This window comes from Vibrio agarilyticus (genome assembly GCF_012641465.1).
In the GTDB taxonomy this organism is placed as follows: domain Bacteria; phylum Pseudomonadota; class Gammaproteobacteria; order Enterobacterales; family Vibrionaceae; genus Vibrio; species Vibrio agarilyticus.
The window spans coordinates 1-24662 of the sequence record NZ_JABAIK010000002.1 but is presented as its reverse complement, the minus strand read 5'-3'; the positions used below and the strand labels follow the sequence as shown (position 1 = coordinate 24662).

Sequence of the window (24662 nt, the reverse complement as noted above, 5' to 3'; positions counted from 1 at the left end):
TCGACACTAACAACAAAAAGGATCCCAAAACGGGATCTTTTTTGTTAAGAAATCTAGTTCGATTTACGGTGCTGCTCACGATAATCTTTTGGCGTTTGGTCGAGGTTTTTCTTAAACACGGTGTACATGTATTGCAGTGATGGATAACTGCACAGTTCAGAAATCTCAACGATCGGTAGCGACGTTTCGGCGAGTAAATCACAAGCACGGCGCAGTTTAGAGTTGTGTATTTCTTGGTGAATAGAATGCCCTCGCTCATCTTTAAAGCGAGTTTCCATATTGGAACGAGAAATGCCCACATAATTTAGCACCTGGTCAACCTTAATCCCTTTGCAAGCGTTCTGGCGAATAAAGTGCATTGCTTGAATGACATAAGGATCTTTTAACGCGTGGAAATCGGTGCTTTGACGCTCAAAAACTTTCGTCGGTGGAATGACAACCCGTTTCGGTTTGGCATTAATCAGATCAGGATTGCCAGACTCAAGGGCTTGAATGCGTTTATGTAGCATTTTGGCTGCGTGATAACCCATCTCTTTTGTGCCTTGGCCAACTGAGCTGAGTGACACTCGAGTGAGGTAGCGGGCGAGCTCTTCGTTATCAATGCCGATCACTGAGATTTTGTCGGGTACCATGATGTTCAGGTGCTGACAAACTTGCAGCAAATGACGCGCTCTTGAATCGGTAACGGCAATAATGCCAGTTGGCGTTGGCAGCATTTGCAACCAATCTGCTAACCGATTCATATCATACTGCCACGTTTCTGGGCTGGTTTCGCTGCCGCGATAAATCGAGCCAGTAAACCCTTCCGCTTTAAGAATGTCGGTGAATGCGTGCTCTCGTTCGCTGGCCCAACGTTTGTTCGGATCTTCAGGAATGCCATAAAAAGCAAAGTTTTCAAGCCCTTTTGATTTAAGGTGCTGAAACGCGAGATCAATCAGCGCGTGATTATCTGTCGCGACATAGGGCACATCTGGGTAATGGTTTTCGTACTGATAAGAGCCGCCGACGCCAACCACGGGAATTGAAGCGCCTTCCAATAACGATTCTAGATCGGGATTGTCAAAATCGGCGATAACGCCATCACCGCGCCAATTTTTAAAGCTCTCCACGTGCGTTGTGAAATCGTCTTCAAGATAGATGTCCCAGTTGCATTGTGACGCTTGAAGATATTCGCCAATTCCCTCGATAACTTGGCGATCAAATACTTTGTTGGCATTAAACAGCAAGGTAATTCGATAATTTCGGTCCATTTATATATTTCTCTTTTATTGTTATTTGTTTTGCATGTTAACAGTCAAATCAATAACTCGATGTGATCTTTCCCTCACTCGTGAAATCCCTCAATCTTGGAACGAAATTTCACAATTGAGTATTTATCCAGCACTAACGATACTGACCTTATCACGCAATAACTTCAATTATGAGATTGGGTTAATGCGATCTGTAAATTCAGGCAGTTCTCATTTCGTTATTTTGGTCACACGCTTTGGTACCGACGGATTAATTCAGACTGCTTAAATCATTTATTTAAGGATTAGTTATGTATATTGGTATCGATTTAGGCACATCGGGTGTGAAATCCATTGTGATGTCAAGAGAGGGAGAGATTGTCGCCACGCATTCAGCGTCGATCACTGTGTCTCGCCCTAAGCCACTTTGGTCGGAGCAAAATCCGCAAGATTGGTGGCAAGCGACCTGCGACACGATTAACGGTTTGGCACAACAAGTGGATTTATCACAGGTAAAAGCCATCGGCCTTTCTGGGCAGATGCACGGAGCAACGCTGCTTAATGCTAAGGGAGATGTATTGCGCCCGGCCATTTTGTGGAACGATGGTCGCTGCGAAGCGGAATGCCGTCAGTTGGAAGCGGAAGTACCAAACAGCCGCCAAATCACCGGTAATATTATGATGGCCGGTTTTACTGCGCCAAAACTGAAATGGGTCGCAAACGAAGAGCCTGAAATTTTTGCCCAAATTGCCAAGGTTTTGTTACCGAAAGATTATCTGCGTTTTAAAATGACGGGAGATTACGCATCAGACATGTCTGATTCAGCCGGAACCATGTGGTTAAACGTGGCCTCTCGAGATTGGGATGACAACTTGCTTGCCGCGACGGGCCTAAATCGCAGTCACATGCCTAAATTGTTTGAAGGCAGTGACGTCACAGGCGTATTGTCGCCAGAGGTGGCGCGTGAGTGGGGAATGGCTCAAGTGCCAGTTGTGGCTGGTGGCGGAGACAATGCGGCAGGCGCCATTGGTGTGGGCTTAACCCAACCTGGCCAAGCGATGCTTTCGTTAGGTACATCAGGGGTTTATTTTGCGGTCAGTGACGGTTTTATTTCAAATCCCGATTCTGCACTACACAGCTTTTGTCATGCGTTGCCCAATGCGTGGCACACCATGTCGGTGACACTTAGCGCGGCGTCTTGTTTGCAATGGGTCGCGAATCTTACCGGTTTCGATGATGTGGGTGATATGCTCACTGAAGTCGAAAATGGCGCTGATATAAACTCTAACGTTGTCTTTTTGCCGTACCTTTCGGGTGAGCGCACACCAATCAATGACCCAAATGCCAAAGGCGTGTTCTATGGCCTGACTCACTCTACAACCAAGCTTGAATTGGCTCAAGCGGTACTAGAAGGGGTTGGCTTTGCTTTTGCCGATGGTTTTGATGCTCTGCATGTCACTAAGATGATCCCAACCGAAGTCTCTTTAATTGGTGGCGGCGCGCGCAGTGGTTACTGGCGTCAAATGCTCGCCGATATTGTTGGCATGCCACTTGAGTATCGTAAAGGCGGCGATGTAGGTCCCGCTCTTGGCGCGGCTCGTCTTGCGCTCTTGGGCGCGGAGCCTGAAGCCACGCTTGCTGAAGTGTGCCCAGTACCTGCTTTGGTACAGCGTCACGAACCCAACGATGATAAGCGCATTTACTATAAAGCCAAACGAGATGTTTATCAGGCGTTATACCCAAGAGTCAAAGGGTTATAGTCTAAACAGCGTTACGTTGGGCGGGTATAAATCGCCTTCGTAAAGCGGGTCAGTGACGCTAAATTGAGGCCACTCAAAACATTGAGTGGCCTTTTTTTGGGTATAAAATTCATGCTGCTCTGTTTTAACCAAATGGCCAAATATGATACGAGATGTTTATTTTTAGTTGGATATAATTAATCCGATTATACATCGCGCGAATAGAGGTATTATTCGTAAATTAAAATCCGACTATGAATGATCTCTGTCAAAGAGAATTTCTATTATTTTGTATATTTAATCGGGTTTTATTACCGATTTTAAAATTAATGAAGAAATCCGTTTTTATCGTATTTTCACCTGCCATTGTGTTTCTTAGCGGCTGTCAAACGGGGCCAAGAATCCCAACTCTGACAATGGAACAGGCTATGGCATTTGAACGTGTAACGAAGGTGCCAACGCCAGAGTTTTCTGACATCTCCTCAATGGCGAAAAGTTCAATTTTTGTACAGGCAACAAATAAAAAGAAACAGTGCAAAATCAGCATAGAACCATTCATGGCTGCTCAAGAAAATGCGCAAATATATTGGGATGGCTCTTGCAAAGATGGCTATGCCGATGGGTTAGGGCGTCGCATTGTGATTAGCGATCAAATGCACCACGAGAGCATTATCACATTGAGAAATGGTAAGACGTCTGACGGAACAGTAACCATTTATGACCGTATTCATAATACGGTACTTCGTGGTAAGAATCGGGATGATAGTGATGTTTTTTCCGGGCAGATCGAGTGGATTACGGATAATGGTGTCAATTTTGACGTTCAGCAATTTTATGGTGTGCGAAAGAATAATGAAGCGGCTGGCGTTTACACATCACCATTCTTTCCTCAGTCGACTTACACCTATACAAAGAATAACTTGACGACGGGAGCCACCGATTTTAGACACATTCCAACTGAATTGGCACTGAGAGTTTTTCAACAAAATGCGACGACTCGTCAGTTTGGTGGCGTGATGATTGAGAGTCATAAAAATGGGGCAATTCATCATTTTCTACATAGCGCCAGCACTCCGCAAAATGTCATTATTCCTGAGGTTTATCGAAACGAGCTTGGGCGCCAATTAGACGTCGCTCACCAATCCGCAAATCAAGCCCAAGTCGATTATCAACAGAGCTTGGCTCAGGAAAAGGTGTATTTGTATAAGGTCTGCCAAAACGAGAAAAGTATGGACGGCCTTAGTGACGCTATTTATCGCATGGTGTGCGATTTCGACAAGTATCAGGATAAATTCCAGGCAGCGATGGTGAGAGGGCAGCAAGCAATAGCACAATTACATCAGCAGTATAACCAGCGCCAACAACTTGCATTACAACAGCGACAAGTTGCCGCGTTAGAGTCACAAGCTGCCGCCGCACATCAGAGTAATTCGATTCAGCAAAGCCATAATACAAATATGCTATTTCAGAATAATCAAACCAATTTGATGAATATGATTAACAATAATAATAACAATTTGATGGAAATGAATAATCGTATGTTCCAATCATGGGGCAAGGGTCTATAGCCCAAGCAAAACAATCTATTAATTAAAAAATTGGCTTCTCATCGCCCTAAGACTTCCAATTTTTTGTATTTCGTGCGCATTTTCATTCGTCAAAATGTGATCAGCCTGTGCAATGTAAGCGCTTGCTTTTGGCTGTGATCTTGCCAGAATTTGCTCAGTTTAGAATGGCTTTCGGAGCAGTAATGAAACTTTATCAAACGGCGAAAGACAGTGAGCACAAGCTGACATTATTACCAGTGGGCCCATTGACGCGTGATTACTTAAAAGCAGACACCACCACTTACACCGACGCAGGTGAACTGTTTAATGTGTTTTTAGATCACACCAAAACCTTTCAAGAGTGGGAGGGCTTTGGTGGTGCTTTTACGGAATCTGCCGCTCACGTACTCAATAGCATGAGTCCTGCGCAGCAAAAAGTGATGATGGAAGCCTATTTTGACGCAGAAAAGGGCATTGGTTATAACTTTTGCCGCACTCACATTAACAGCTGTGATTTTTCACTAGGCAACTGGGCTTGCTGTGAAGAAGAAGATGCACAATTACGTGGATTTAACTTAGAGCGCGATAAACAGCAAATCATACCGATGATCCATTGGGCGAAAGAGATTGCATCGAGTGAAATTCTCTTTTTCTCTTCGCCTTGGAGCCCGCCAGCGTGGATGAAAACCAATGGTGAAATGAACCACGGCGGCCAATTAAAGCCAGAGCATTTTGAAACTTGGGCACTTTACTACTGTAAATACATTGAAGCGATGCGCGCCGAAGGTATTGAGATCTCGGCGATTACCGTACAAAACGAACCTGCTGCAACTCAAGTATGGGACTCGTGCGTTTATAGTGCGGAAGAAGAGCGCGATTTCGTGCGCGATTATCTTGGCCCTGCATTAGAGAAAAATGGCCTTGCTGACGTCAAGTTGGTGACGTGGGATCACAACCGAGCTGAAGCGTTCCACCGCGCGCGCGTCATGTTTGATGATGCGAAGGCATCGTCTTATGTTTACGGCATTGGTATCCATTGGTACATGGGTGATAACTACGATAACTTGCGTCTCATTAACGACATCTATCGTGATAAAAAGATCTGGTTCACCGAAGGATGCCAAGAGGGCGGGCCACACCATGGTGAATGGAAAGTGGCAGAGCGTTATGGTCATTCGATTATTAATGATCTTAATCACTACACCAGTATGTGGTGTGATTGGAACTTATTCTTGAACGAATTGGGTGGGCCGAATCACGTTAATAATTTGTGCAGCGCGCCAATTTTGGGCGATACCCAAACCGATACCGTTATTTTCAACCCATCATATTATTACATGGGGCATTTCTCTAAGTTCATCAAACGTGGTGCAAAACGAGTCGCACTGGCGACATCGAGCGACGACCTTGAAGGAACCGCTTTTATTAACCCTAACGGTGAGAAAGTGGTGATCTTGATGAACCGTCTCGACCGCCAAGTCACTTACGCGCTGAATCACCTAGGCGAAGGGGGCTACATCGAAATGCCGCCTCGCTCAATGCAAACGCTCATCATTGACTAGGTTTAACGTCTTGTTCTACTTGAAGCTGCAGGGTTGTTGGTTGGCACCTACCTGTAGCTTCAAGTTGTTTGGGCATAGCATCATTGAAAGCCCTTTCTTTTTATTTTGTGATGAGATAATGAACTCATGATGAGATTAGGATTTTGACCCGAAATTAATAACATCTATTACATTAGTGAGATAAATAATTTCAAGGGTGATCACGTATTTTTGGGGCTGATAATTTTCTTCTGATGACGCGAATGATTTTCTTCAATTATTTGAATTGCTCCACAAATTTTCACCACGATGAAAGCGCTTACACTTATGGTGAAGTGGGTCACGGTATTTAGCGAGTTATTAATTATGATAGCGAGGCGATTTAGAGAACAGACAAAAACAAAATTTTTTGGCGCATTCTGAAAGCGCTTCCAAACGAATTAGAGTTAAATTAGCTGTAGGTATTCCAATGAAAATTTCAAAAGTGCACTTAGCCTGTATGCTTGCGATGGCGGGCGCGGTAAGTCCGTCTTTGGCTTTGGCAGAAAACACCGAAGGATTTGCGTTTAACGGTTACGTGCGTCAAGCAGCGTTGTTCAGTGCTGAAAACGATTTTAAAGATTCAGATTACATTGGCCAGAAAGAGACACTTGGCCGTCTGGGTCTTGAGTATGACAACCAAACTAACCTCGATTTCAGCTACCGCTGGACTTATGGTGATGGTCGTTCATTGAAACTTGGCGCGGGTGTTTCTGAAGGCCGAACTGCTGGTAGCGGTAGTGGTTTTGTCGAGATCACCGGCTACACCGACACCGGTGTTATTTTTGCGGGTAAACGCGATTACGGTAAAGAACGTTATGTATGGATGACGGATTTCTTTTATACCGACATGTCTGGTACCGGTGTTGGTATCGAGAACATGAAGCTTGGCAGCGCCATTGTTAACATGGCTTACATGGTCAGCAAACGTGACGACTACGATCTTGAAGACGACGCTGCGTTCGCCGATGCCGATAACATCAACAGCGTGATGCATGCACTGAACTTTGCGGCCAAATATGGCGTGTGGGACATTTCCGCGACAGTTAAAGCGATGCCAGATAACTGGAGCTACAACCCAACAACCAAAACCTCAAAAGAGTGGGCAGAATTTGGTTACGATCTGACCGTTGGCTACAAGATGTTCAACTTCTTTGGCTTACAAAGTGACGGCAGCTCAAACACCAACTTTGTACTTCAAGCGGGTAAAGGTCTAGGTTCAGGCCAGCTTCTTGGCGGTACTATCACGTCTTACAATGCTTACCGCCCAGGCGGCTTGAAATTCGGTGAGCACGAGTTTGAATGGGGCAAAGGTAATGATGCAATCACGTTGCTAACGCACGTTGAAGAAGGCGATGTTTCTTACCGCGCGTTGGCGTTTGGTGGTCACACGTTTGAAAATGGCATTGGCATTTTCCCATCGGTTCAAGCGCAATATAACGATTACGAAGATGGTACCTACGATTACTGGGCATCGGCGATGGTGCGCCCAGTTATGGGTATCAACTCTATGATGTATCTGCAAGGTGAACTTGGCTACGTCTACAACAACTGGGATGGCGATAGCTATAACCAAGCCAAAGTGACCGTTGCGCCGACTCTGATGTTCCCAACGTGGACTGGTGTGAATCCAGAACTTCGCTTCTTAGCAAGTTGGGTGAAGAACTCATGGACGACCGATGCGAAAAAAGGTCAGTCGAAGAACGATTTCATTGTCGGCTTCCAGCTAGAAGCAAACTGGTAATCTAGCGTTACGACCCATCACGCCTCGATTTGTTTTGAATTAAAACCAGATCGAGGCGACTTAGCACTCTATTCAGAAGGCACATAGCATGAAAAAAATCATCCTTACCTCATTGCTATCACTGGTATTAAGCCCTACAGCGCTGCATGCCGAAGAAAACCCGATGCCAAACCTAAAAATTTTGGCTGAAAGCTCAAATGGCTGGGTAAAAAACTTTAACCCCTGGATTGGTGGTCGCACCAATTTCGTCTATGAGCCTTTGGTGATTTTCGACCCATATCTCTCCGATGTAGAGCACATGTGGTTGGCAACAGGTTACGAACTTAGCAGTGATATGAAAACCATCACTATTAAGTTACGTGAAGGAGTGAAATGGTCTGATGGTGAAGCGTTTAACGCCGACGACGTTGTTTTCAGCTATTTGTATCCAAAGCAGCACCCTGCGATTGATATGTCAGGTAACGCATCGCGTATCGAACACGCGGAGAAAATCGACGACTATACGGTTAAAGTTACGCTAAAAACTGCGAATGCGTTTGCTAAATATGAAGTGCTAGGCGAAGGCTTTTTGATTGTCCCAGAGCATGTTTGGTCAAAAGTGGCGTCACCTGCGCAGGAAGTTAATGCTCAGCCTGTGGGCACGGGGCCATACACCGAGATTGCGCGATTCACGCCACAAGTGTATGTACAATGTAAAAATCCGCATTACTGGAATGAGAAAGTGACGGTGAACTGTCTTGAGTTCCCGCAATATTCGAGTAACGATGCCGCGCTTGAAATGCTGATGAAAGGTGAGGTCGATTGGGCGGGGATCTTTATTCCTGACATTGAACACACTTACACTAAAGTGAATCCAAATAACCATTATTGGTTCCCATCAAATGATGGCGTGCGTTTGGCATTTAACTTTGAAACCACGAATGAAAATGCAGCGAAAGCATTTTCAAACCTCAATTTCCGCAAAGCGGTCAGTTTGGCAATGGACCGTGAAGCAATGATGTATATCGGCTCATACGGCTATGTAGAAGGCGATAATCCGGCGAGTAATTTGCCGAAAGGATTGTGGAACTGGCGTAATGAAAAGGCCGATAAAACTTGGTCTGAGTTCTATCAATACGACATTGAAAAAGCCAAAGCGCTGCTAAGCGAAGCCGGCTTTAAAGATACCGATAAAGACGGTTTTGTGAATAACCCAGATGGCACGCCATTTTCCTTCCGCATTCAAGTGCCAAGTGGCTGGAGCGACTGGATCAACAACGCATCGATTATTGTTGAAGGTCTGCGTTACCTAGGTGTCGATGCAACCATTATCACACCAGAAGTGAACGCTTACGCCCAAAACTGGATGCAAAATAACTTTGAAGCGGGCCTAGTTTCTGGTGGACTGCAGCCTTCGATTTGGGCTTTCTACTCCTACACTATGCATTCAAAATACGCGCAAAGTGGCATTTGGTGGTCAACCTCAATGCACAACTACCGTAATGCAGAGATGGATGCGGCTATCGATACGCTTTCAGTCACCAGTGATAAAGCAACACAATTGGCGTTGGTGGACAAAATTGAAAATCATCTTGCTGAGAATGTGATTCATATTCCGCTCTATTACAACGCGGTTTGGTATCAGTACAACGACAGCCGCTTTACTGGTTGGGCTACGGAAGAGAATCAAATCACCAACCCTGCGCCTTTCGCTGGGGCGGCAAGATTGGTCCACTTGACTCACATTAAACCAAAATTGTAATAAGCATATTGCACACTGTTAGCGTTATTCTCTTACTATTTTAAGTTGTTTGGGTATAGCGCTAACGGTATGTCATTCACTTTGTACGCGCTATTGTCGATGAGAGTTCTCACGCTTAAGTGGTGTGCAAATAACGCACCTTATCAATGCATTAAATAATATATTGAAAGTGATGCGTTAAAAACCGTGCTTATTATTGTTAAAAATAGTAATCCAATAAATTCTCGCCACTTGTGTCGGCGTTCATCAGCTTTATTAGATAGTCTAACTATTCTTCAAGGCATGGCGTTTGACATCTTCCTGCATCGTTAAGTTGTTTGGGGAGCGGCAAGTGGAATACAACGAATATTGGATCAGTTTTGTTATGGAATCTCTATGCGATACGCGCTAACCAGACTCAGTTTTTATATTGTCGCGTTTATTATTGCAATTGCGCTTAATTTTTTCTTGCCCAGAATGATGCCCGGTGACCCGATTCAATCTTTTATTGGTCGCTTGGTGCAAAATGGTGGTGCAGTGACGCCAGAAACCATTGCTGCGATTGAAGCCTTATATGGTTACTCATCAAGCACTCCGCTGTTTCAGCAGTTTATTGGCTACGTCGGCAGCATTTTCAGTGGTGAATGGGGCGTTTCAACTCGCTTTTTCCAACCTGTGACTGACGTACTGGGCCGCGCTTCTATGTGGACGCTGCTGCTGGTAGGCCTCAATATTCTGATTTCTTACACGGTGACGACCTTTGCCGGGATTTACGTGGCGTGGAAACGCGGCTCAAAACGCGATGGGATCATTACGATTGCTTCGGTGGTGATCTCGTCGATTCCGGGCGTTGTCATGGCGCTGGTGCTCTATTTCATTTTCGCCTCTCACCTTGAATGGTTCCCTACCGGTTACGCGTACGATCCTAAATTAGACCCAGAGTTCAGTTGGGAGTGGATTTCAAGCGTGCTCTATCACTTGATTTTACCACTTAGCGCCATGGTGCTGCTTGGTTTGGGTGGTGTTATGGGTATGCGCTCTAATATGATCAACCAGCTCGGCGAAGATTATATCGTAATGGGTTGGGCTAAAGGCGTTGAAGATAAAAAAGTGATGCTGTCTTACGGCGCGCGTAATGCCATGCTGCCGATGATCACATCGTTTGCCATGTCGATTGGAATGGTGTTTGGCGGCTCGCTCATTATTGAAATTATCTTCAACTATCCAGGATTAGGTCAGGTCATTTTCCAAGCCATGATGTCGCGTGACTATCCACTGATCCAAGGGTATTTGCTCATCATGACGATTATGGTACTGACGGCCAACTTCGTGGCTGACATGCTGCTATTTTTGCTCGATCCACGCCTACGTGGCCAGCTGAACTAACACTTATCCCCAAACGACTTGGCGTTGTCGGTAGGCAGCAAACGAGAAGCTCAATCAAGCACTTTGTCAACATAGAGACACTATGTGCTGAGGTTTGTGAGAGCTTGTCAGCGCCACTGCAACGTTAAGTCGCAAGGGGATATTAAGGAAAGAAACATGAAACGCTTATTAGTTTCCCTCAAAGAGTTATTCATTAATAACAAAAAAGCTGGCGTTGGCGTCTGTATGGTCATGCTGGTCTGTGTGCTCAGTTTTGGCGCGCCATTATTTACCGACTATCAACCTAATGCACGAGTGGCTCGGCCTCATCAAGCGCCGACCGCAGAGCACGTTATGGGCACCACTCGAATGGGACGCGATGTTTGGGCGCAAACGCTTTATGGGGGCCGAACCTCAATTGCGGTTGGCTTCATTGCCGGTTTGTTTGTTATGGTCATGGCAGTCGTTATCGGTATCAGTGCGGGATACTTTGGCGGTTGGGTTGATAACACCTTGTCGTTTTTGACCAACGTTGTCATGGTCATCCCCTCGCTACCATTAATGCTGGTGTTGGCTTCGTTTCTCGACCAGGTATCGCCACTGGTGATCGCCTTAATTATTGGTGCCACTTCTTGGCCGTGGGGCGCGCGAGTGATCCGCGCTCAAACGCTGGCAATTCGCAGCCGCGATTTTGTTCATGCAGCGGAAGTGATGGGTGAAACCAAATCTCGTTTGGTGTTTTTTGAAGTGCTACCCAATATGCTATCGATTCTTGCCAGCGCGTTTATCGGTACTGTGGTCTTCGCCATCATGACCGAAGCGACACTGGAATTTATCGGTCTTGGCGATCCGCTATCAACGACTTGGGGCGTGATGCTCTATAACGCGCAGCAAACGTCAGCGATTCGTATCGGTGCGTGGTGGGAACTGTTGGCGCCAAGTGTCGCATTGACAACACTTGCGATTGGTCTTGCCTTGATTAACTTCTCCATCGATGAAGTGTCGAACCCGAAACTGCGCGCGCAGAAAATTATGGCCAAATTCCGTCGTGAAGAAGCCAAACTTGCGAAACAACAAAAAACGGCTTTGAAGGAGCAGTCAGCATGAGCGCCTTAATTCAAGTCAAAAACCTGTGTGTTGACTACATCACGTTTAGTGGCAAAGTTCGCGCAGTCGACAATGTAAGCTTCTCGATTGAAGAAAATAGCATCTTTGGTCTTGCAGGGGAGTCTGGCTGTGGTAAGTCGACCATCGCCTATGCCCTAATGCGATTGCACCGTCCGCCTGCGTTAATTTCAGAAGGCGAAATCCTATTTCAAGGCGAAGATGTGTTGCACTACGACGAAGAGTCACTACGCCAATTCCGTTGGGCACAAACCTCAATGGTCTTTCAAAGTGCAATGAACTGTTTAAACCCAGTTAAGACGATTGAATACCAGTTTTACGATATTTTTGCGGCGCACAATCGCGTGTCAAGCCGCGAAGAGTCGATTGAAAAAGCCAAAGAGCTACTGCGAATTGTGGATATTCCAGAAGGTCGTCTGTTTGATTACCCACACCAGTTTTCCGGTGGTATGCGTCAGCGCGTGGTGATTGCGATGGCACTGGCATTAAACCCAAAACTGCTGATCATGGATGAACCGACCACTGCGCTCGATGTGGTTGTCCAACGAGAAATTTTGCAAAAGGTTTATGAGCTTAAACAGCAATTTGGTTTCTCAGTACTGTTCATTACCCACGATCTCAGCTTGATGGTCGAGTTCTGCGATCAAATTGGCATTATGTATTCAGGCAAATTGGTTGAAGTGGCAAACGCTAAAACTATATTGAAACAACCTCAGCACCCTTATACCCACGGTTTAGGAAATTCATTCCCAACCCTAAAAGGCGAGCTGAAAGAGATGATTGGGATCCCGGGTTCGCCACTTGATTTGACGAAATACCAAGGCGGTTGTCGTTTTGCTGATCGCTGTTTTAAGTGCGTCGATGATTGCCGTCGTGTCGAGCCGAGTTTGGCCTACTACCCTGAGCGTGAAGGCTGGGTGGCCTGCTATCAGCCGATTGAGGCAACGGTGAATGCCGAGCTGGTGTCCAACTGCGAAGTAAGTGAATAACGTCATGCAACAAAAACAAATTACGATGGAAGCGCAAAATCTAACGATTGATTTTGCCAAAAATAGACGCTCACTGTTTGGTCCGAAGCAATACCTTCGCGCGCTCAATGGGCTTAACTTTAAGATGTACAATGGCCACTGTTTGGCTGTGGTGGGTGAGTCTGGATGTGGAAAAAGTACCACTGCGCGCGCCATCACGAAAATAAACCAAGCGACCGAAGGGCAAATCCTTTATCGCGGTACCAACATCGCGGATATTAAAGGTGGTGAGGCACTATCCCAGTATCGCAATAATGTGCAGATGGTGTTTCAAGACCCTTTCGGCTCATTGAATCCACTTCACACGATTCGTTATCACTTGACGCGTCCGCTGTCGATTTACCATGGACTTACCGGCTCTGCGCTTGAAGATCGCTTAGAAGCGCTGCTCTTGCAAGTGGGTTTAACGCCAGCCAAAGAGGTGTTGAAGAAGTTTCCGCATCAACTGTCTGGTGGCCAACGCCAACGTGTTTTTCTTGCAAAAACCTTAGCAATTGGCGCGGAGATCATTTTAGCGGATGAACCGACATCAATGCTCGATGTTTCGATTCGGATTGGTGTGCTGAACCTGATGAATCAGATGAAACATGAGATGAATAAATCTTTCATGTACATCACTCACGATATTGCGACGGCACGTTACATTGCGGAAGAGACGTTAGTGCTCTACTGCGGCCATATGGTTGAGTGGGGCGATACCGAAGAGATCACGCAAAATCCTCTGCATCCGTATACGCAATTGTTGCTCGCGGCGGTACCCGATCCATCACGTAGCATTCATGAAAAATTGCCGACCCATCGCTCTATGGAAACGCCAATGTGGTCACCTGAAAAAACGGGCTGCCCTTATGCGGCTCGTTGCCCTCATGCAACGCCTGCGTGCGGTGAATATCTGCCTGAGGCAAGAGAGGTGGCGCCCAATCACTTTGTGCGTTGTCATATGATCTAGTTTCTTTTTTGTTTCGCGATATTATACCCGTTCTACTTGAAGCTGCAGCGTTGTTGGCTGACTCTCACAAACCTCATCACATAGTTCATCTATGCTCAGAGGCTTTGCTCGTTTGCCGCCTACCTGCAACTTCAAGTTGTTTGGGTATCAGCGGTTGCCATCGATATCACCGGGCAGGGGTTCGATGGCTTTTTTATTCTTTCATTAAAGATAAGCATATAGTTAAGTTATTAAATTTATATAGTATTATTTTTATCTAGATTAAAATTAATGCAATTACTATAAAAATGTATCTAAATCTCGCCTTTGTGAATCGACTTTTCTTATTGAGTTTTTATTATTAAATCTTTTTTAAGATTTATTCTTGATCACAAAATAATCAAAAATTCTCTCCTATTGTTATTTCGCTAACTCAAAGTGACTTGAGTGTGTAACGTATTATGCTCTTGAGTTAGCGTATTTTATTGATATAAAAATATTAAGAAACGAAACTGAAGGAATAGAATAATATGCACAAACTTGCTCTAAGTATATTCGTTGCAATATCTCCACCTTTGTATGCAAGCACCTGTGATGCTCCGCTTTGGAATAGTGAGACACAATATAAAAATGATGATCAGGTGAGCTATCAACATGCGCAGTATTCAGCCAAATGGTGGAACTTATCTGAGGTGCCAGATCCACAAAACCCGTGGGGGGCGTGGCAAAAACTCAATGACTGTGAATCGAGTTCAGCAGAAGGCGAATTACCAAATCAGCCTGCGCCGAGCGAGTATGTGCTTTCCCCTGATGATGCACAACTTGTTGGTAGTGCCAATCTCTCTGGCGATACGATTAACCTTGCCACTGGTGAGGCGGTTTGGCATGTTAAGGTCGAAACCGCAGGACAATATCAGGTTGAATTTGATTACACCTCACCTTATGGCACTAAAACCAATCGTTTTTATGCAGGCGAGCAGTCGCAAAGTGTGACCACACCACAAAGTGAATTGACTGAAACCGTGATGTTTGAGGTCAATTTAACCGCTGGAGAGCATAAGCTAGGCGTAGATGGTGGTAATGGTAGTTGGGGTTATATTTTCTTGTCACAAGCGCGAGTATCGTTAAAACAATCTGGAATCACCCCACCAACGAACCCGCCCACTGAGCCTCCGGTTAACCCGCCTGAAGAAGGGGAATATCCCGGCACTGTGGTGACTGACAGCACTCGTGAAAACTACGCCGATTACGCCGATACGATAGATAATGTCTCTCCGCAATATTATTTAACTCAAGACGACCAGACCAAAGTGTTGGGAAATTACGGTAATATTTATGATGCCGGCTTGTATGATAAAGGATATGGTGAAGATGTCGGTATCGCATGGGCCGGTTGGAACCCTTATCATTATTTGGGTAATAAAGCGCATAAAATGGCACTGATTGACGAATATAATATTCAAAGAGTCTCGTTTATTCCGACCTACTTTATTGCGACTTATGAAGAAGGAATACGATATAACGATACTCGAAATACACTCAGTGTGGCTCAACAAGCGCAGATTATAAAAGAGCTCATTGATAAAGGAGTAAGAATTAATTATCGTCCCCATATTGACCCAATAAAATTTTCGTGGGATGGCGCATCGCCAAATATGGATCCTGGGTATCTGGATTGGCGGGGCTTGTTTGATGAGCTTGATCCTATGGCTGCGGATTACCGAGGAGTCATTGACCAAGGGCTTGCGGTTATTAAGCAAGCATTGCAAAACGCTCAAGCGCCACTCAAAGAACCTGTACGGTTTGACTTGGGTGCAGAGCTTATGATGTCGACCAAACAATTCCCTCATCGTTGGCATCAACTTGCGCTAGCAGTACGAGAGCAAATTGAGGCTGATCCGTTGCTGCGTGACAATGTCGTTTTAGGGCATAATTTTAGTCACCACGTGCAATATCTGGTCGAGCTTGAAAACCATCCAGAATACTTTACACGAATTGTCTCGGGTGACAGCTTCGTTAATTATCCGCATTTACTGTTTGTGGATGATATGACTCAGCAGCAACGCGCGGACTTAGCCAGTTACATTAAAGCTCTCGACACGGTGACAGTGTCACAATACATGCCAATGGATGTCACTAAACCGATTTTGGATAACACGGTGATTGATATTGAAACCACCGCAACAGACGTGAAAGACGCCTTAATGATCCACGAGCAAAACTTTATTCAGAAGGTGCTTATGGGCAAGCTCGGCATTGCGAAGCAAGATCTGCCGGTGTTTCACCTTGGCGAATATGGCATGGGTATCAAAGGGCTGATCACACCAAACGTGTGGGACAGTAACGCAGTAACTGATGAAGAAAAAATCAGTTTTGATGTCCACCAGCGTCATGCACAGATCGCAATCGATGGTCTTCTCGAGTATATGCAACATTCACAATCTGCAGCGAAGTCATTAATTATTTGGGTAAGTGGCGCACCGTATGATGTGATTGGTTTTTATAAAGGTGATGGACAGGGAATGGATACCGGTGATGAAGGCCACGGTTATCCTGGCAAGTCTCCTTTTAACCCTCAAGCCGCCGCATCACTCAAAGCGTACTGGAAGTAATGTAAGAATTAGAGTATAAGCGTTGATTTGATGAAGTTGCTGCGTTTGTGGCAACTTCATCTTTTTTTGCAAAACAATCATAAAATTTGATTGCATTTAATCGTTATAAATTTTTTTGTGCCATTGATCGAGTGTGTTGGCGCAGTAGTTTGTGACGATATATTAAGAAATATTAGTGAATAAGACATGTACAAGCTGGTTACCCAAAATGTCACTGAGTGGAAAGATGCGATGTTATCAAAGCATCAGCTGCCACTTTCGTTAACCGCATTTAACAGAGACTCTTTTTATTCCAGCGTTAAATCAAAACCCATTGATGTCATTGATGGTGTTACTTTAGCCCATGTATTTACGAGCCCTTATACTGGTACATACAGCAATCGTGAGTTGAAGGGTTATAACGATGCTTTTCTCTTAACCCATACATATGGAAAATTTATAGGACATCAGGAAAATCGAGCCTTTGATTTATGCAATGAGACTTTTATTATTGATTTAAGCAAAAATTTTGAGGGGCGGTTTATCGGCGAAGGGCAAACAAAAGCGCTGATCATTCCATTTGATGTATTAAATCCCCATGCTGTGGATATATATAAAACCACATCATTAAACCAAAATCCATTTTATCTAACACTTGAAATGATATTGAAGAATATATCCATAGAAGATGAAAGTAGTCAGATAAATTACAAAGTGAGTGCGATAGCAAATTTGCTATCAATATATAATTCATTTGAAGAAGAGGACATTTTAGAAAAAATAAAAATCAAAATTGAACTGTATGTAAATAAAGGGGAGAGTTTCAATCTTGACCGATTGTCATACGATTTCTGTATGTCGAGGCGGAAAATGCAATATCTTTTAAAAGAGAATGGATTAACATTTAGAACACTCTCCGCCAGTGTAAAGGAAAGGCTATTATCAAAATAGTATTTAAATGAATTTGAAACCGTGAAGTTTTTTCTCATCTTTATTGTAGAAAAAATGATAACCGTTTTTTTCGACAATCGCCATTACTTCATCAAGAAGTTGTGGATGAATACGTGATCTTATTTTGGTTAAGTCAATAATGATTTTTTCATAATTGTCTGAATCTTTGGTGTTCTGATTATCAATTATACCCATGCAATTATGAATGTAGTCTATGTCTGACTTTTTCATTTCACCTTACCTCTACTGCGTTTATTGACATCAATGATGTAAATAATTTTTCTTTCAATACCTAAATCTTATAAAGTTAAATTTATCATTAAAGGCAAAAATAATGCGCAAATTTGTCGCGAAATTGCGCAAACATCGAGATTGTTGAACCGCGCCTCTTGAGGCCACTTGAGTAATGACCCAGCCAGCAACGCTGGAACTTCAAGTAGAAAGGGTATAGCGCCAACACTAAGTTGTTTGGTTATCGTTTTGTTTATAAAGGCGTGAATGATTCGAAGGGGTGTTTTTTGATAAAATTTTGCAACTGACTGAGGATGGTTGGTGTACTGAGCGCTCGAACTAGGTTGAACTGCACAAAGAACTGCCCTTTATCGTTACTACTTGCTTGCTCTGTGGGTGAAAAGAACAATAAATTTTGCGGAAAAAAAGCCCTACCGAAGTAGGGCAAAGGGAAATAGTCGGGGGTGACTACTTAAATAGAAATTCGGTCAGTACGAGCTATTAGAGTTTAGTGGGGCAGAAGGGGCGATTGCAGCATAATGCTCCTGCAGTAATAAGCTCTCGGCATTGAGCATCGCATCTTTAGTCGTCACATCGATAAGGTTGATATTTTGAAATCGCTCTGCGTGTTTAATCGCGACGTCATGAGCAAAGATGACGAACTGCGCCGCGTTAATGTCGTTTTCAGTAATTCTATTTTCGACGCCATTCGCACCCTGAGTTTCCACCTTTAGCCGCAACCCAAGTTTCAGTGCGGCTTTCTCGAGCGCTTTGGCGGCCAAAAACGTATGAGCAACCCCTGAAGGACAAGCCGTGACAGCAAGAATATCCGCTTCTCCTTCGTTGATGGTGATTGGCTGCATTAACTGAGGCTCAGTAACGGCAGGTTCACTAACGGTTTTTTTGAGTGCAATCGCAACCGCTGCGGTGGTCATTGAGCCAAGGCCAATGCCAAGCAAATAGCCGACTTTGCCGTCAATGACGGGAAAGACAATGAGCCCTCCCCAAGGCGCGGGGTTTAGTACACCAAAAGCAAAGCCAGTTACGTTGCCAATAATACCGCCCAAAACAATGGCGGGCAGTACGCGAGCAGGGTCGGCCATGGCAAAGGGAATGGCACCCTCACTAATGCCAATCAGTCCCATAATACCCGCCGCTTTACCTGCGTCCCGTTCGTGATGACGGAACTTTTGCGGCGCGAGTATGGTTGCAAGCGCCATTCCTAAAGGTGGGGTGCAAATAGCAATAGCAACCCCGCCCATCAGCCATGGCTGTGTATTAACTTGAGATTGGGCAAACAAGGTTGCCACTTTATTCACCGGTCCACCCATATCAATGCTGGTCATCGCGCCTAACATAGTGCCGAGTATCGCTTTACTAGCACCAGCCATTTGTGACAATGAGCCATTGAGATTCTCCATCATCCACGCAATCGGACCACCAATTAGCCACATGACAGCGCCACAGGTGATGACCGTACCCATTATGGGGTAGAGAAATATCGCTCCGAGCGACTGTAAATGCCTCGGTAAACGGATGGTTTTGAGTGCATAGACCGTCAGCCCGGCAATAAAGCCGATTAATACTGCGCCGATGAACCCCATATTGTATTGATTGACGCCGATCCACGCGCCAATCATGCCAGGCGCTAAACCGGGTTTGTCAGCAATTGAATAGGCAATATACCCGCCAAGGACGGTAGTAAACAGCATGAGTCCGACCGTCCCCATTTGGGCAAGATCGCGTAAGATCCCGGCTTCGGGGAGATCGGCGTGACCTGAAATCATAGCTGAAATAGAGACAAGTACACCGCCAGCGACAATGAATGGGATCATATGCGAGGTGCCAAAAAGCAGATGTGCTTTAGTGCGGCTTAGCGCCTGTCGCCAACCGCTCAAGGGTTTGGGTAACGTCGCTTGCGAGTTATGCTGGCTGTCGGTGGTATCCTTGTTGTTGGTTAATAGTTGGTAGGCGTGCTGCGAAGTTTGGCATTGGCGCAATTGGGTTAAAAAAGCGTCATCAATCAGCTTTCCAGAGAGTTCAGCTAGGACTTCTATGTGATGATCGTCATTGCCAAACGGGGAAGCCAGCATAAAAAACAGGTGAGAAACATTGCCATCTTCCGCCCCATATTCAATCCCCGTCTGGCTGATACCGACTGCGATAGCTGGCGTTTTCACCGCAGCGCTTTTAGCATGAGGAATGGCGATCCCATCTTCAAACCCTGTATTGGCAATCTCTTCTCGAGCCCAGACATCATTCAAAAAGGTGGGTGTGTCAGTCAGTTTGTTGGCCCGATACAAAAGGGCAGCCAACTCTTGAAACACCTCTGCTTTGTTGGTGGCGTTAAGTCGGGTACAAATGAGTTCGGGGCTAATTAGGTCAGTAATGTTCATAATTCCCTGTCGTTTTTGCCTATTTGGTACGCCAAGTGGTTTGGGTTTCTTTCATTTTTATTAATGCTATTGCTCGCTATTTTTTGCGTCCAATGTCACATAACGCCACCTAGGGACGAAAAGCCTACCGAGTGGGACTTATACCCAAGTGACTTCAAGATGCTGGATTCAGAGCCGACTCACTGGGCTGAGAGCAAGGCAAACAACGCAGTGAAATAGCGAGTCTATTTTCAAGTTGTTTAACGCCGCTATCGGTCCAGTGATCGGCTCCCAAAGGGCGAGTTGCCTTGGCTCATCAGCTTTGTTGACGATTTTCGATTGAGAACCACTCAATCTTCAAATCCTCGCCTCACTGACAAACCAAGTCATTCTCGCTGAACCATGTATCTTGAAGTTACTTGGGTATAACACACCATAGCAAGAAAGAATCGCACACTGGATAAATGTAACCTTACGAGTGAAGTGTGATCTCTATCGATTCAATTAGGATGATTAATCGCGAAGTGATCTCGACCACCATGATATTATCGCGCCAAAAATAGAGGGAAATATAGCGATGAAAGTGGTTGCTGTTACCGCATGCCCAACGGGTATTGCCCATACTTACATGGCCGCCGATGCGCTGATGAAAGCTGCGCCAAAATTTTCAGTGCAACTAAAAGTCGAAACCCAAGGTGCAATGGGGATTGAAAATCCACTCTCAGCGCGCGACATTGATAGCGCTGATATTGTTTTCATTGTGTCAGATATTGATGTTGAGCAGGCGACTCGATTTACTGGAAAAAAAGTGATTCATATTGCTATCGAAGATGTCCTAATGAACCCAGATAAATGGTTTATTTTACATTGTCGATAAATGATACCACTGGGGTGTTATTCCCAAACAACTTGAAGTTGCAGGTAGGTGGCAAGTGAGCGATGCCTCTGAACACATCGTGAACATAGAGCGACGATGTGATGGGGTTCGAGTGTGCAAGCCTCGTAATTTTGATAAGAAAAGCGCTGCGACTTAAAGTGGGACGGGTATAGATGAAAGAGTATCAACTGACCTTTATTGTGGCAGATGTTGCCGCCAATGCACGCATCGCCCAGCCGCTGCGCCATTTAGTGAAGAGCTTTCGCAGTGTGTTATTGCTGAGAAATATTACTCGTGACAGTACCGTGAGCTTGGCGCATTCATTGGCCTTAATGCAGGCTGGGCTACGCTGCGGTGATTTTTGTCAGATAACGGCCCGTGGCATCGATGCAGAGTTGGCCTGTTTTGTGTTAAAAGATGTCATTGCCGACCATTACATTTTGGTCGGTGCCAAGATCAATTATCAATTTTGTGATGATTTGGCCACTCGCGTACCGGCATTGGCGATTAAGCCTCAAGTGGCGTGGCATTATGCCAAGGCGCAAACCGAGCTAAGTAAAATAGAGTGTCTTAAAGGGCTTGCGCAATTGATTTATCCTGACGCATCGGATGAGCTGCTACTTGCCTTTATTAAACGGGAAGAACGCTCTCCCACTTGCGTTACCGCTGGTATTGGTTTGCCTCATGTGATGTTTGCGCCGATTGAACGTATGTCGATTGCGGTGATTAGCAGTGACACGCCCATCGATTGGCAGTCGCCCATTGGAACTGTGCATCTCGCCATTGCGATTGTGATGCCAATTCCCTCTTCTCGTGAGGCGATTATTGCAGCCACCAACCTGACGCGTAATCTATTAACGGGTCAAGTTGCAGACCGGCTTCTCATGACAAGACGCTGCGTCGAGTTACAAGCATTAATGATGCATTTGATGTCTCGTTTGCTTTAGCCGCTATACAATTTACTTATAAAGAGGCTTCGGGCTTGTTCAACACTCGGGATTTAACGTTGCTGACTGTTTACCCATAGGACGACCTTTACTGGCTTGAGCCTGCTTATGGTCTGCTGTGTTAAGTTGTCCAAGCCCCTTTGCTTTGATTAGCCGCCCCATTGTTGCGCTTTACAATACGAACAGCAAAGTTGCTTACACCCAACGCGAGCCTGAATATAACTGGACAATTTACGCCACAAGCGAGATTGAGCCTTCTGTTTGAATAGTGCCACCTTGGGTTAACCGATGTATGACTTGGGGGACGCCTTGTCTGGCCCTGAGTATTCATTACAGGCAGCGGTGAGACCGCAGTAAGAGACCCTCAATATGTGTTTGCCGTAAGCAACTGGCTTAACAGCGAAAGTGACAAAACGAAGTGACTGACTTTGCTGTTCGACTTGGATTGGCTGCTTGCGCAGCCAAAGGGTTCGTATTCCCTATTGACAGAGAGAAGGCTCATATGTGTTATGTTTTAATCAAGAATCGAGTAAAGCCTTAACACTATTTGTATGAAAAGAAATCAGCTAGATAAATCGAAGATTAACCCACAACTACTTGAGCCGTGCAAAAAATGATTCATCTCTCACATTTAAACTCAACCTGTAGAATCAGAAACTAACATATGAGAACAATATACAAATACACTGCATTAATGAGAAGTATCATATGTATAAAAGACGAAAAAGCAGATTTATAAAGCAACTTTCAAAAGATACGACCGCATATCAAGCAGAATACAACAACCTAAACAACCAATTAATAATGAGAATCGATACAACACATTATATTTGGTATGGTAGCATGATAGTGCAAGGCGTTCTTTTAACTATTGGGGTAAAAGAACCTGGCAATAGCTTTTTATTCAGCTTTAGTATTATATTAATGATACCTTTCATTCTATCCATGGGTTATCAACTTGAGTGTATCTGTGGTATGAGAACTTACATTATCACATATTTATCTGACAAGTTAGATGTTTCATATGAAAAAAACATTAACTTGGTATCTTACTTTGCTAATAAAAAAAGAGGGCTTCTTTCGGTAATCTGGGTTCCTCACATACTACTAATGCCATATTATTTTTATTCATTTCTATCACTTTGCCTTGCGTTAAAAATACCAGAAATAAACCTCTCAACTGAGGCAGAATACTTACCTAACATATTAAATATGCTCAAAAGCAATGCATTGCCACTTATAGTTTGGACTTTTACCAATATGCTATTCTTAATAACAGCTAAAGAGTTTTTAAATATTTTTAGTGAAAAAAAATGGATGTCTTACATGAGGGAGTGGAATAAAACAATTAATAAAGACACTGTATTTAAAGCTAATAATATGCACTTCTGAAGGTAAAAGGAAATAAATATGAATGAAAACATAACGAATGACATGGATTCCCCCTCCCGAGGAAGTGCCTCACTTACCTGGTACACGTTAATGCCGGAGGACCATGTATGATCATTCTTATTTTTTCGGAATTGATTTAGCCAAAAACCACTTTAGCCTTCACGCCGTTGGTCCGTGCGGCAAAGTGATCCTCTACAATTCTGTCACTCGCGCTAATAGGCTTAGAAGAGTGTGGCGGTGCGGGCCTTTGATTAGCCGCCCCATTGTTGCGCTTTTACAATACGAACAGCAAAGTTGCTTACACCCAACGCGAGCCTGAATATAACTGGACAATTTACGCCACAAGCGAGATTGAGCCCTCTGTTTGAATAGTGCCACCTTGGGTTAACCGATGTATGGCTTGGGGGACGCCTAGTCTGGCCCTGAGTATTCATTACAGGCAGCGGTGAGACCGCAGTAAGAGACCCTCAATATGTGTTTGCCATAAGCAACTGGCTTAACAGCGAAAGTGACAAAACGAAGTGACTGACTTTGCTGTTCGACTTGGATTGGGTGCTTGCGCAGCCAAAGGGTTCGTATTCCCTATTGACAGGGAGAAGGCTCATATGTGTTATGGCGCTTTACTTGTAGTGTTGATGACACCATTTTTCCCAGTTTGTTTCACCCAAAAGCTTTCGAGCCTTAATAATGCGAAATACGTTGATAAGTCCCATACAAATGCCAAATAGAGATGATGATACAAGATAAGTTACCCAATTTTCTGGCTCTGAATGCCAAAAAAACACCCACATCAACGCCCCCCATAGTAGCCCCATAAATAGACCATGTGTTATGAGTATTTTTGCAGGCGATTGAAAAATTAAGGGTTTCTGAGAAGGGTCTTTGTATTTAGACCAAATAAATGCAGTTGGCTTAGTTAAATCTGCTGGAACACCCTTCTCAATTAAGTGTTTTTGAATGAATTCTGCCTTGTCCATCTTCACCTCACTATGCGTACGCCAATTTGAATTCTAAGGCTTTAGCACAATTTATCGAGAATGGTGATTGAAGTGCTGCGACTGACTTCAAAGCCTGACTGCGCCATAACGCCAAATTAAGGTGAACAACGCGACACCTTACTTAGAGCATTGTGCCATAAACACTAAACTGACTTGAAGTGACGGCGCCAAGCTTTGTGAATCACTCTTAAATTTATTGTATGGATAATAAGCACTCCAATCGGGTAAGGTGAGACCCAGACTTTAGCTGCAACTAAAGTTCTTCTATCTGGTAGTTCGATTAAACGATGGCTCC

Annotated in this window: 19 protein-coding genes and 1 pseudogene; 15 read left to right on the top strand and 5 right to left on the bottom strand. The window is 44.6% G+C overall.

Going from position 1 to position 24662, the window contains the following annotated elements; genetic code table 11:
* Positions 1-53: 53 nt before the first annotated feature.
* Entirely contained in the window at positions 54-1250 is a 1197-nt protein-coding gene (locus tag HGP28_RS02070; RefSeq protein ID WP_168834791.1) for a XylR family transcriptional regulator, read from the bottom strand.
* A 290-nt stretch (positions 1251-1540) separates the two neighbouring features.
* Here HGP28_RS02070 and xylB point away from each other — a divergent pair, with 290 nt between their 5' ends.
* The 11 genes from xylB to HGP28_RS02015 all read left to right on the top strand — a co-directional run bounded on the left by xylB (position 1541) and on the right by HGP28_RS02015 (position 17547).
* Positions 1541-2989 carry a xylulokinase gene (gene xylB, locus HGP28_RS02065; protein WP_168834790.1) on the top strand — a complete coding sequence of 483 codons (1449 nt, stop codon included), beginning with the start codon at positions 1541-1543 and terminating at the stop codon, positions 2987-2989.
* Between the two features lie 407 nt (positions 2990-3396).
* Positions 3397-4536, top strand: a complete 1140-nt coding sequence (locus HGP28_RS02060) for a hypothetical protein (protein WP_168834789.1) — start codon at positions 3397-3399, stop codon at positions 4534-4536.
* A gap of 182 nt (positions 4537-4718) precedes the next feature.
* Complete coding sequence (locus HGP28_RS02055; RefSeq protein WP_168834788.1) at positions 4719-6077, top strand: glycoside hydrolase family 30 protein; 1359 nt, start codon at positions 4719-4721, stop codon at positions 6075-6077.
* Positions 6078-6525: 448 nt separating this feature from the next.
* Positions 6526-7839: a carbohydrate porin gene (locus tag HGP28_RS02050; RefSeq protein WP_168834787.1), complete on the top strand. Its 1314-nt coding sequence runs from the start codon at positions 6526-6528 to the stop codon at positions 7837-7839.
* A gap of 88 nt (positions 7840-7927) precedes the next feature.
* Positions 7928-9580 carry an ABC transporter substrate-binding protein gene (locus HGP28_RS02045; RefSeq protein WP_168834786.1) on the top strand — a complete coding sequence of 551 codons (1653 nt, stop codon included), beginning with the start codon at positions 7928-7930 and terminating at the stop codon, positions 9578-9580.
* Between the two features lie 375 nt (positions 9581-9955).
* Positions 9956-10945, top strand: coding sequence for an ABC transporter permease (locus HGP28_RS02040; protein WP_168834785.1), 990 nt, complete (start codon positions 9956-9958; stop codon positions 10943-10945).
* Between the two features lie 156 nt (positions 10946-11101).
* Positions 11102-12031, top strand: coding sequence for an ABC transporter permease (locus tag HGP28_RS02035; protein ID WP_168834784.1), 930 nt, complete (start codon positions 11102-11104; stop codon positions 12029-12031).
* Positions 12028-13038 (top strand): ABC transporter ATP-binding protein, encoded by a 1011-nt coding sequence (locus HGP28_RS02030; RefSeq protein WP_168834783.1) that lies wholly within the window; start codon positions 12028-12030, stop codon positions 13036-13038. Before HGP28_RS02035 ends, HGP28_RS02030 begins: the two co-directional genes overlap by 4 nt.
* Positions 13039-13042: 4 nt before the next feature.
* Positions 13043-14026, top strand: a complete 984-nt coding sequence (locus HGP28_RS02025; RefSeq protein ID WP_168834782.1) for an ABC transporter ATP-binding protein — start codon at positions 13043-13045, stop codon at positions 14024-14026.
* A 620-nt stretch (positions 14027-14646) separates the two neighbouring features.
* The gene (locus HGP28_RS02020) at positions 14647-16617 is read left to right on the top strand and encodes a CBM35 domain-containing protein (protein ID WP_168834781.1); all 1971 of its coding nucleotides are present in this window, start codon (positions 14647-14649) and stop codon (positions 16615-16617) included.
* 186 nt (positions 16618-16803) lie between these two features.
* Positions 16804-17547, top strand: coding sequence for a hypothetical protein (locus tag HGP28_RS02015; RefSeq protein ID WP_168834780.1), 744 nt, complete (start codon positions 16804-16806; stop codon positions 17545-17547).
* A gap of 3 nt (positions 17548-17550) precedes the next feature.
* Here HGP28_RS02015 and HGP28_RS02010 read toward each other — a convergent pair whose 3' ends face one another.
* Both HGP28_RS02010 and HGP28_RS02005 read right to left on the bottom strand, forming a co-directional pair.
* Positions 17551-17778 carry a hypothetical protein gene (locus HGP28_RS02010; protein WP_168834779.1) on the bottom strand — a complete coding sequence of 76 codons (228 nt, stop codon included), beginning with the start codon at positions 17776-17778 and terminating at the stop codon, positions 17551-17553.
* Between the two features lie 488 nt (positions 17779-18266).
* A complete protein-coding gene (locus tag HGP28_RS02005) occupies positions 18267-20174 on the bottom strand; it encodes a fructose-specific PTS transporter subunit EIIC (RefSeq protein WP_168834778.1) in 1908 nt (635 codons plus the stop codon).
* Positions 20175-20730: 556 nt separating this feature from the next.
* Here HGP28_RS02005 and HGP28_RS02000 point away from each other — a divergent pair.
* Both HGP28_RS02000 and HGP28_RS01995 read left to right on the top strand, forming a co-directional pair.
* Positions 20731-21030, top strand: coding sequence for a PTS fructose transporter subunit IIB (locus tag HGP28_RS02000; protein ID WP_168834777.1), 300 nt, complete (start codon positions 20731-20733; stop codon positions 21028-21030).
* A 173-nt stretch (positions 21031-21203) separates the two neighbouring features.
* On the top strand, positions 21204-21977 hold the full coding sequence (locus HGP28_RS01995; protein ID WP_168834776.1) for a PTS sugar transporter subunit IIA: 774 nt from the start codon (positions 21204-21206) through the stop codon (positions 21975-21977).
* A gap of 39 nt (positions 21978-22016) precedes the next feature.
* Here HGP28_RS01995 and HGP28_RS19325 read toward each other — a convergent pair whose 3' ends face one another.
* Entirely contained in the window at positions 22017-22139 is a 123-nt protein-coding gene (locus HGP28_RS19325) for a hypothetical protein (protein ID WP_281355502.1), read from the bottom strand.
* A 546-nt stretch (positions 22140-22685) separates the two neighbouring features.
* Between HGP28_RS19325 and HGP28_RS01990 the strand changes: the two genes are divergently transcribed.
* Both HGP28_RS01990 and HGP28_RS01985 read left to right on the top strand, forming a co-directional pair.
* A complete protein-coding gene (locus tag HGP28_RS01990; RefSeq protein WP_168834775.1) occupies positions 22686-23369 on the top strand; it encodes a hypothetical protein in 684 nt (227 codons plus the stop codon).
* Positions 23370-23472: 103 nt separating this feature from the next.
* Positions 23473-23601, top strand: a pseudogene (locus HGP28_RS01985) (IS110 family transposase); the annotation flags it as partial.
* A 388-nt stretch (positions 23602-23989) separates the two neighbouring features.
* Here the strand turns inward: HGP28_RS01985 and HGP28_RS01980 are convergent.
* Entirely contained in the window at positions 23990-24346 is a 357-nt protein-coding gene (locus HGP28_RS01980) for a DUF6404 family protein (protein ID WP_168834774.1), read from the bottom strand.
* Between the last annotated feature and the right edge of the window lie 316 nt (positions 24347-24662).

Excerpts from the sequence above, each read along its gene's own strand:
- HGP28_RS02000 (WP_168834777.1), top strand. The coding sequence starts at position 20,731 with ATGAAAGTGGTTGCTGTTACCGCATGCCCAACGGGTATTGCCCATACT.
- HGP28_RS19325 (WP_281355502.1), bottom strand. The coding sequence starts at position 22,139 with ATGGGGCGGCTAATCAAAGCAAAGGGGCTTGGACAACTTAACACAGCA.
- HGP28_RS02025 (WP_168834782.1), top strand. The coding sequence starts at position 13,043 with ATGCAACAAAAACAAATTACGATGGAAGCGCAAAATCTAACGATTGAT.
- xylB (WP_168834790.1), top strand. The coding sequence starts at position 1,541 with ATGTATATTGGTATCGATTTAGGCACATCGGGTGTGAAATCCATTGTG.
- HGP28_RS01990 (WP_168834775.1), top strand. The coding sequence starts at position 22,686 with ATGTATAAAAGACGAAAAAGCAGATTTATAAAGCAACTTTCAAAAGAT.
- HGP28_RS02055 (WP_168834788.1), top strand. The coding sequence starts at position 4,719 with ATGAAACTTTATCAAACGGCGAAAGACAGTGAGCACAAGCTGACATTA.
- HGP28_RS01995 (WP_168834776.1), top strand. The coding sequence starts at position 21,204 with ATGAAAGAGTATCAACTGACCTTTATTGTGGCAGATGTTGCCGCCAAT.
- HGP28_RS02060 (WP_168834789.1), top strand. The coding sequence starts at position 3,397 with ATGGCATTTGAACGTGTAACGAAGGTGCCAACGCCAGAGTTTTCTGAC.
- HGP28_RS02010 (WP_168834779.1), bottom strand. The coding sequence starts at position 17,778 with ATGAAAAAGTCAGACATAGACTACATTCATAATTGCATGGGTATAATT.
- HGP28_RS02045 (WP_168834786.1), top strand. The coding sequence starts at position 7,928 with ATGAAAAAAATCATCCTTACCTCATTGCTATCACTGGTATTAAGCCCT.
- HGP28_RS02005 (WP_168834778.1), bottom strand. The coding sequence starts at position 20,174 with ATGAACATTACTGACCTAATTAGCCCCGAACTCATTTGTACCCGACTT.
- HGP28_RS02035 (WP_168834784.1), top strand. The coding sequence starts at position 11,102 with ATGAAACGCTTATTAGTTTCCCTCAAAGAGTTATTCATTAATAACAAA.
- HGP28_RS02030 (WP_168834783.1), top strand. The coding sequence starts at position 12,028 with ATGAGCGCCTTAATTCAAGTCAAAAACCTGTGTGTTGACTACATCACG.
- HGP28_RS02050 (WP_168834787.1), top strand. The coding sequence starts at position 6,526 with ATGAAAATTTCAAAAGTGCACTTAGCCTGTATGCTTGCGATGGCGGGC.
- HGP28_RS02040 (WP_168834785.1), top strand. The coding sequence starts at position 9,956 with ATGCGATACGCGCTAACCAGACTCAGTTTTTATATTGTCGCGTTTATT.
- HGP28_RS02070 (WP_168834791.1), bottom strand. The coding sequence starts at position 1,250 with ATGGACCGAAATTATCGAATTACCTTGCTGTTTAATGCCAACAAAGTA.
- HGP28_RS02015 (WP_168834780.1), top strand. The coding sequence starts at position 16,804 with ATGTACAAGCTGGTTACCCAAAATGTCACTGAGTGGAAAGATGCGATG.
- HGP28_RS01980 (WP_168834774.1), bottom strand. The coding sequence starts at position 24,346 with ATGGACAAGGCAGAATTCATTCAAAAACACTTAATTGAGAAGGGTGTT.